The organism is Streptomyces sp. Ru73, from assembly GCF_002920575.1.
Classification (GTDB): domain Bacteria; phylum Actinomycetota; class Actinomycetes; order Streptomycetales; family Streptomycetaceae; genus Streptomyces.
This window is the reverse complement of sequence record NZ_PQSQ01000021.1, coordinates 81,745-89,630: the sequence shown is the minus strand read 5'-3', so window position 1 is coordinate 89,630 and position 7,886 is coordinate 81,745. Positions and strand designations below refer to the sequence as shown.

General features: G+C 70.7%; 9 protein-coding genes. 4 read left to right on the top strand and 5 right to left on the bottom strand.

Annotated features, from left to right (window positions below; genetic code table 11):
- The 3 genes from C3486_RS12945 to C3486_RS12935 form a co-directional block, all read left to right on the top strand.
- A partial coding sequence (locus tag C3486_RS12945) for an ABC transporter ATP-binding protein (protein WP_146074992.1) occupies positions 1-427 on the top strand: 427 nt, incomplete at its 5' end.
- Positions 428-840: 413 nt separating this feature from the next.
- Entirely contained in the window at positions 841-1,626 is a 786-nt protein-coding gene (locus C3486_RS12940) for a metalloregulator ArsR/SmtB family transcription factor (protein ID WP_103832789.1), read from the top strand.
- A gap of 121 nt (positions 1,627-1,747) precedes the next feature.
- Positions 1,748-2,380, top strand: a complete 633-nt coding sequence (locus tag C3486_RS12935; protein ID WP_103832788.1) for a flavin reductase family protein — start codon at positions 1,748-1,750, stop codon at positions 2,378-2,380.
- Positions 2,381-2,619: 239 nt separating this feature from the next.
- Here the strand turns inward: C3486_RS12935 and C3486_RS12930 are convergent, their stop codons facing one another.
- The 4 genes from C3486_RS12930 to C3486_RS12915 all read right to left on the bottom strand — a co-directional run bounded on the left by C3486_RS12930 (position 2,620) and on the right by C3486_RS12915 (position 5,599).
- Positions 2,620-2,838 carry a DUF2277 domain-containing protein gene (locus tag C3486_RS12930; protein WP_103832787.1) on the bottom strand — a complete coding sequence of 73 codons (219 nt, stop codon included), beginning with the start codon at positions 2,836-2,838 and terminating at the stop codon, positions 2,620-2,622.
- A 171-nt stretch (positions 2,839-3,009) separates the two neighbouring features.
- The gene (locus tag C3486_RS12925) at positions 3,010-3,195 is read right to left on the bottom strand and encodes a hypothetical protein (RefSeq protein ID WP_103832786.1); all 186 of its coding nucleotides are present in this window, start codon (positions 3,193-3,195) and stop codon (positions 3,010-3,012) included.
- A 135-nt stretch (positions 3,196-3,330) separates the two neighbouring features.
- Positions 3,331-3,912, bottom strand: a complete 582-nt coding sequence (locus tag C3486_RS12920) for a sugar O-acetyltransferase (RefSeq protein WP_103832785.1) — start codon at positions 3,910-3,912, stop codon at positions 3,331-3,333.
- Positions 3,913-4,228: 316 nt separating this feature from the next.
- Positions 4,229-5,599, bottom strand: a complete 1,371-nt coding sequence (locus C3486_RS12915) for an MFS transporter (protein WP_258052744.1) — start codon at positions 5,597-5,599, stop codon at positions 4,229-4,231.
- Positions 5,600-5,780: 181 nt separating this feature from the next.
- Between C3486_RS12915 and C3486_RS12910 the strand changes: the two genes are divergently transcribed.
- Entirely contained in the window at positions 5,781-6,413 is a 633-nt protein-coding gene (locus C3486_RS12910) for a CGNR zinc finger domain-containing protein (protein WP_103832784.1), read from the top strand.
- 87 nt (positions 6,414-6,500) lie between these two features.
- On the opposite strand, the gene C3486_RS12905 is transcribed toward C3486_RS12910, so the two are convergent.
- Positions 6,501-7,373, bottom strand: a complete 873-nt coding sequence (locus C3486_RS12905; protein ID WP_103832783.1) for an undecaprenyl-diphosphate phosphatase — start codon at positions 7,371-7,373, stop codon at positions 6,501-6,503.
- Positions 7,374-7,886: the final 513 nt, after the last annotated feature.

The window sequence follows — 7,886 nt, the reverse complement described above, 5'->3', positions numbered from 1 at the left end:
ATGCTACCTGCGGCCGGACGCCACGGAAGAGGAGCTGGCCGCCACCCTCGACGCGCTGGACCTGCACCGGCTGGTGGACGGACTCGGCGGGCCGTCGGCGCCCGTGGACCCGCACCGCCTCTCCCTGGGCGAGCGCCAGCTCCTCGCCCTCGCCCGCGCCCACCTCTCCCCGGCCCCGCTGCTTCTCCTCGACGAAGCGACCTGTCATCTGTCCCCGCGCGAGGAGGACCGCGCGGAGGCAGCGCTGGCCGCGCGGCCGGGCACACTGATCGTGGTGGCCCACCGGCTCTCCTCGGCCCGTCGCGCCGACCGCGTGCTGATACTGGACGGCACTCGGCCCACGCTCGGCACTCACGACGAGCTGCTGATCCGCTCCCCGCTCTACCGCGACCTGGTCGGGGTGTGGCACGGCGGCACGGTCCGCTGAACACCAGAAGCCGGCCCGCGCGAAGTCGTCGGTTGCCCGGACCGGCCGGCCGCAGTCGGCGGGGCACAGGACGATCGGGGTGACGGACGGGACGCGGTGACGGACGGGCTACCGCCGAGGGCCGTGCCGTTCGTCGCCGTGCACACAGCGGACGAGGTGGCGGCGCCGAGCAGGGCGATGTCCCGCGCCGTGCGCGGTGGCTCGTCGCGGCGCTTCCCACCGGCGGTAGGCCGCTCGTCATGCGGAGGAGTGAGTGATCTCCGCATCGACCCGGAAATGCAGGCCGTCGTACTGCCCCCGTGCCCGTGCCCGTGCTCGTGCCCGTTGCCCGTTGACCGAGTGCGTGCGGCTTTCTGCCCGCTTTGACATGCAACCAAATGGTTGCCATTCTGATGGTGAGGGGGTTGGATGGCATGGACGAGGTGTTCAAAGCGCTCGCGGACGCGAGCCGCAGGCGGCTGCTGGACCGGCTGAACGAGCGGAACGGGCAGAGTCTGCGCGAGCTCTCCGCGGGGCTGGAGATGACCAGACAGGCGGTGTCCAAGCACCTGGCGATCCTGGAGGCGGCGGGCCTGGTCACGGCCGTCCGGCGTGGCCGGGAGAGGCTCCACTACCTCAACCCCGTACCCATCCATGAGATCGCCGACCGCTGGATCGGCCAGTACGAGCGAGGCCGGATGACCGCGCTCAGCAACCTGAAGCACGCCCTGGAAGGAACGGCGATGACCAAGCCCGAGTACGTCTACACGATCTACATCCACACCACGCCCGAGAAGCTCTGGGAGGGACTGACCAGCCCGGAGTTCCTGAAGCAGTACCACGGCGGCTGGGCGCCCTCCTCCGACTGGAAGGTCGGCTCGAAGGTGCTGTGGCCGGTCGAGGACGGGGGTGAGCCGCAGGACCTCGGGCAGGTCGTCACCGAGTCGGAGCCCGGCAAGCGGCTGGCCTACACCTGGCACACGCTGCAGCCGATGCACCAGGAGATGTTCGGCATGAGCGACGCGGAGTTCGCCGAGGCGGCCAAGGAACGCTCGAAGGTCGCCTTCGACATCGAGCCGGCCGAGGATCCGGAGCTGGGCGTGAAGCTGACCATCACCCACGACGGCTTCACGTCGGCCGACTCCAAGATGCTCGAGGGCGTCAGCGGCGGCTGGACCATGATGATGTCGGAGCTGAAGACGATTCTGGAGAGGGCCTGAGCCGCTTTCCGGTAGGCCGCTGTCAGCGGAGCGGCCATCGCTGTCTGCCGAGAACAGGGGCTGGGCGATGCCGCCGAGCTGCGGTTAGCCTGCCGGGCTGCCTGTGGGGATACTGGCGATCATGCGTATCGAGATCGATCCCCAGAAGGTGTCCCGCAACGACTTCTACCGGCTGCTGACGGCGACGGTGGTGCCGCGGCCGATCGCGTGGGTCTCCACGATCGCGGCGGACGGCGGCGCCGCGAACCTGGCCCCGCATTCGTTCTTCACCATTTCCGCCGTTTCGCCGCCGGTCGTGCAGTTCACGTCGGTGGGGCGGAAGGACTCGCTGCTGAACGTCGAAGCGAGCGGAGAGTTCGTCGTCAACCTCGCGCCCGAGGAGCTGTTCGAGCAGATCAACGACACGGCGACGGACTTTCCGCACGGCGTGAGCGAGTTCGACGCGGTGGGCATCGCCACGGAGCCGAGCCGGTTCGTGAAGCCGCCGCGCGTTGCCGCCTCGCCCGTGGCGCTGGAGTGCGAGCTGCACAGCACGCTCCGGATCGGTGACTCCACGATCGTCTTCGGGCGGGTCGTGCACGCGGCGGTGTCCGAGGACGTCATGACGGACGGGCACCCCGACATTCACCGGCTGCGCCCCCTCTCCCGGCTGGGCAAGGACGAGTGGGGAACGGTGGGGGAGGTCCGGGAGATCTCCCGCATCCGGTACGCGGACTGGGAAGGGCCTTCGGGGGCGGAGAGCGCGGGTAACTGAACTCAGCGGCTCGCCGGTAGTGGGCGCCTGCGGGGCTGGCCTTGCGGCCGGTGGAGGGTGGTGGTTGCCGTAGCCGGTCGGGCGGCGACCGGGGCGACCGGCTGCTCGCCTCGTCGCCCGCGCGCACGTCGCACGTCGCACGCCAAGATCACCGTCTTCTCGGAGCACGGCCAGCCCCGAGTGATCACCTGTCGGTGCAGACGGTGCTGGAGGGATAGCGGACCGGAGTCAGGGCGAAGTCAGGACGACGTGCGGCCTCGTACGTGGAGGCCCGCGAGGAGGTCGCTGGTCGCGGCGGTGATCGCCTCAACGGCCTGGTCGAACACCTCGCGGTTGTGCGCGGCGGGCGCACGGAACCCGGAGACCTTGCGTACGTACTGCAAGGCCGCCGCGCGGATGTCCTCCTGTGTCACGTCGGGGGTGGTCGGCGGGCGGAGAGTCTTGATGCTGCGGCACATGAGGCCAGTCTGCCTCGCCGTACGGCCGGACGCGCGGCACGGCTTGCGGCACGCATGTACGGCGTGCCCCTCGTGATCGGCGCTGTCCCGCCTCCCCTCCGACGTCGCTTCGCCTCACCTGCCGACTCGCCTCGCTTCGCCTCCCGACCCTTGCCTTGTTTCGTCCTCCGCTCAGGCCGCCGTGACGACCTCGTCCCGCATCGCCGACGTCCAGTCCGCGAGCAGGCGGGCGTACTCCGCGCGGTCCTCAGGCGTCCAGGCACAGCCCCGCCGAGCCTGGACGAAGCTCCGTATGGAGTCGTTCACTTCGGCGGCAGAAGGGCGGACTTGGCCCGGAAGAGGCTGAGTTGCGGACATGAGACACATAGTAGGGGGAGGCACTGACAATCGGCCGAGAGTTATGGCCCGCCACCCCAGCCACTCCTGTCTGACCTGCTCGGTTGCGTCGCGACGTTCCACGCTCCCGTCGCGGCGGCGCCGTCGGTCTCGTGCTTACTGCGGCTCGTCCAGCTTGCGCAGCACGCGGGCGGGGTTGCCGACCGCGAGAACGCCCGCCGGCAGGTCCTTGGTGACCACCGAACCGGCCCCCACCACGGTGTTCTCGCCGATGGTCACGCCGGGGCAGACGATCACCCCGCCACCGAGCCAGACGTTGTCGCCGATGGTGATCGGTACCGCCTTCTCCCAGCCGGCCCGGCGGCGCTCCGCGTCCAGTTCATGGGTCGGGGTGAGGAGTTGCACGTTGGGTCCGATCTGCACGTGCGCGCCGATGGTGATGGGCGCGGCGTCCAGGAAGACCGCCCCGAAGTTGATGAACGTGCCGGAGCCGATGCTGATCAGGTACCCGAAGTCGCAGTGGAAGGGCGGCCGGATCCGTACGTCCGCGCCCACCGAGCCGAGCAGTTGACGCAGCAGCGCGTCCCGCCGGGCCGGGTCGTACGTGCCGGGCGTGTGTCCGCCGGCGGCGTTGAAGGCCGCGCAGAGTTCGATACGGCGCTCGGTGTCCGCGAGGAGTTCGGGATCGTCGGCGATGTACCAGTCACCGGCCAGCATGCGGTCCTTGTTCTCGCCCACGGTGCTCCTTCGAGGTCGGAGGTCGGTTCGGTTGGTGTGGTCGGTGCAGTCGGCCCGGCCGGCTCGGTCGTTCCGGTCGGTTCGGTCGTTCCGGCCGGCTCGGGTGGTCACGGTTCCCGAGCGGGGCCGGGCCGTCAAGGAACGCGGGAGGGCGCTGTGTTCACTCGTACGGGCGAATTGCTTGCGGTCGGCGGGAGGGAAGCGCAGGTGAGCGGGACGGGCCGGGTGAGCGGAAACGGTCCGTCGCTGATCGGCCGACGGCGATTGTCAGTGGCCCCCGCTACGGTGAGCAATGTTCCTATCCGAGCTGCTGGCGCTACTCGGACCGGCCCCGCTCCCTGACAGCGCGGGGAGCGGGGCCACCAGGGACGAACGATTTCCGAGCCGGGCGGGCGTGCGCTCGGACGACGGCGTACAACAGGGCAGCAGACAGCTGGAGGGCAGCGATGATCAGGAGGAGGACCGGGGCGGTCAGCGCGGTCGCCGCGCCGGTCAGCGCCGCCCCGCAGGCCGCCGCGGAAATCTTCAGCCCCGCTCCCAGCGTGAAGACCTGGGCGCGGACCGACGGGGGTGCGTGGTCGGCGCGAATACGCAAGGTGGCGCTCAGCAGCGGGCCGTCGAACAGCCCTGCCACCGTGAAGAGCAGCGCGCTCGCCGTGAAGGAGGGCAGCGCGGCCGCGGCAGCGAGGGCGAGGCCGGTGCCGACCAGGCCGTAGGCGACGAGACGCCGCGGCGGCACGGCCGACTTCCGCCGGGCGAGGAACAGGGACCCGGCCAGGGCGCCGATCGCGAAGACGGTCATCAGCAGGCCGCCGCCCTCGGGGTGCCCTCGGCGTTCGGCGAGCAGTACTGCCGTGGTGGTCAGGCCGCCGACACCGACGAAGGCGAGCGACGTCGCAGCGGTGATGGCGCGTAGCTCGGGGATGAGCCACAGCGCTGCGACGCCGGTGGTGAGGGCCGGGCTCCGGCGTCCGTCCGGTGACGGCGGTGATTGGTCGCGGGGTGGCCGGGCTGGACAGGGCGGTTGGGACGCTGAGGTGGTACTGGACTGACGTCTTGGTGCCGGTGCCGGTGCCGGTCCTGACTCTGGTCCTGGTGACAGTGCCGGGGACGGGCGGCTCTTGCGAGGCGTACGGGATGGGCGTGGCAGGGGGAGGGCGGTGGTCAGGCTCGCGGCGGTTGCAGCCGTCGCGGCGAGGAGGAGCGTCGCGGTAACGGGGGAGGAGGTGGTGGCCAGCAGGCTCACGACGGCCGGGCCGGTCACCGATGCCGCGTTGTACACGGCGGCGTCGAGTGCGTACGCACGGGACCGTGCGCCGTCGTCGGGTGCCAAGGTGGCGACGAGGCTCGACAGGCCGCCGGACACGACCGGTCCGCAGCTTCCGCCGACGAGGGCGATCGCGAGCGCCAGGGGGCCCGGTGCCCGGCCGACCGTGAGCGCCAGCCCGCCGATCGCCAGGGCGAAGCCGGCCAGCGCGCCGACGTAGAAGAGGCGGGGGCTCCGCATCCGGGCCGCGAGGGCACCGGTCAGTGGTGCGGCGAGGGCGTGAGGTGCCAACCATGCGGTGAGGAGGAAGGCGCCGTGGGCCGCGCTTCCCGTGCGTTGCAGGGTGAGGAGGACGAGCGCTACGGCCATGCCCTCCTCGGCCAGCCGCGCGCCGAACGCGGTCATCAGGTACAGCCGCACGCCACTGCCCCCTGTCCACCTGCCTACTTACCTGGCTGCCCGTCCGCCCGCCTGCTTGGCCGGCTTGCGAGTGGCTGATGCGGCGACCAGGAGGGTAACGGCTTACACGGTAATGCCGTTACGGTAACAGGGTTCGATGAGGAGTGGATGGCTGCAGACCAGGAAAGGCGGCGGGAGGCGCATGGGTGCGGAGGAAGGGCGTGGGTTTCGGCCCGCGCATCGGCTGCTGGAGCTGGCCAATGCCGTACGTGAGGATCCGGACCTGCCGCGTGCGGAGCTGGCTGCACTGCTCGCCCGGCACGGGGAGTCCGCGGAGGACCTGTCCGAGGAGGCCTTTTCGGAGGGCGATGCGGAGGAGCTGCGGGGCGCGGTCGGGCGGTTGATCGACATCCTGGCCGCGTCACCGAATGACGACGGATCGGATGGCGACGCGGGTGCTGATCGGGCGGCTTTGGCGATCAATGCGTTGCTGGAGGAGTGCGGGGCGCGGCCTCGGCTGTCGCGGCACGGCGGGCACGTCTGGCACCTGCACGTGGATCGCGGAGACGACGCCTCGTGGGCCGAGTGGTTCACGGCGACCAGTGCGCTCGCGCTGGCGCAGATCTTCTCCGAGCACGGCCGGCCGGCCTGGGGCGAGTGCACGGCTGTCGGCTGCAGGCGCCTGTATCTGTCGACCGGGCCCGGTTCGCCCCGCCGGTTCTGCTCCACGGCGTGCGCGACGCGTACGCGAGTGGCCGCGCACCGCCGTCGTAAGAAGGCTGAGAAGGGCGGGGGAGCGAGGACGCTGAACGGCCCCGGTCCGTTGCGTCCGTGAGGGGATGCGCTGGTCCGGGGCGTGAGAGGCGCGGAGGGCGCGGCGGTCGGGCGCCGTCGGACGGCGACCGCGCCGTGGTGTTCGGTGTCAGCCCGCCGATTCGCCGGCGTGCGGGCTGAGGACGCCCATTCCGACCAGTACGAACAGGGCTGCGCCCAGCAGGACGCGGTAGATGACGAAGGGCATGAAGGACTTCGTGGTGATGAACTTCATGAACCATGCGATGACCGCATAGCCGACGACGAAGGCGATGAGCGTCGCGAAGATCGTCGGGGGCCAGGAGACGTGGCCCTCGCCGGCGTCCTTCAGCTCGAAGACGCCGGAGGCCAGTACCGCGGGGATCGCGAGCAGGAAGGAGTACCGCGCAGCGGCCTCTCGTGTGTACCCCATGAACAGACCGCCGCTGATCGTGGCGCCCGAGCGCGAGACGCCCGGGATCAGGGCCATCGCCTGGCAGAAGCCGAAGAGCAGGCCGTCCTTGACGCCGAGGTCGGTGAGCGTCTTGCGCTGCTTGGCGGCGCGGTGCCGGCCGCCGCTCTCGTCGCGCGCCGCCAGGCGGTCGGCGAAGCCGAGGACGATGCCCAGCACGATGAGGGTGGTGGCGATCAGGCGGAGGTCGCGGAACGGGCCCTCGATCGCGTCCTTGAGCGTGATGCCGAGGACGCCGATCGGGATGGAGCCGACGATCACCAGCCAGCCCATCTGGGCGTCGTGGTCCTGACGCATCTCCTTGTTCACGAGGGAGCGGCCCCAGGCCGAGATGATCCGGACGATGTCCTTCCGGAAGTAGATCAGTACGGCAGCCTCGGTACCGATCTGTGTGATCGCGGTGAACGCGGCGCCGGGGTCGTGCCAGCCGGCGAAGGCCGCGGTCAGGCGCAGATGCGCACTGGACGAGATCGGAAGGAATTCGGTCAGACCTTGGACAAGCCCAAGGATGAATGATTCAAACCAAGACATGGGTTGTACGCCATCCGGAAGGTGATCGTGCCGTGACCGGCGAGTGTGCAGGCCGGCGGGGAATTCGGGGTGGCGGCCGTCATGCGTGCGGCCGCGGTGCGTGCCGGTTCAGGGGAGTAGTGAGTCGTGGTGGTGGTCGTCGTCCTCGGGCTGGCCTTTGCTGCTCGCTGGACTGATGACGCATCAGGCGGCCTGGGCGCGCAGCGCGGGACGCGGGGCGCGTGCGCGTGCAGACGCACGTGCGGGTCACTGATGGCACAACTGGTGTCCGGGTGGCTCGTGGGCGGGGTGCGGCGCGATCTTGCGCCGATCGTAAGGCAGCGTAGCGTCCCGAAGTGACAGGCAGGAGATCGGCCCGGTCGAGGCCACCGGGACCTCGGGCGGGGTGCCTCGCAGGCCACCGTTTGGCGTGCGTCCCGGGCCACCTCCGGGGCCGGCCAGAGGGCCGACCCGGGAGGTGGGCCGGGGCGCGGACGGGGCGCGGACGGGGCGCGGACGGGGACGCGGCCCGTG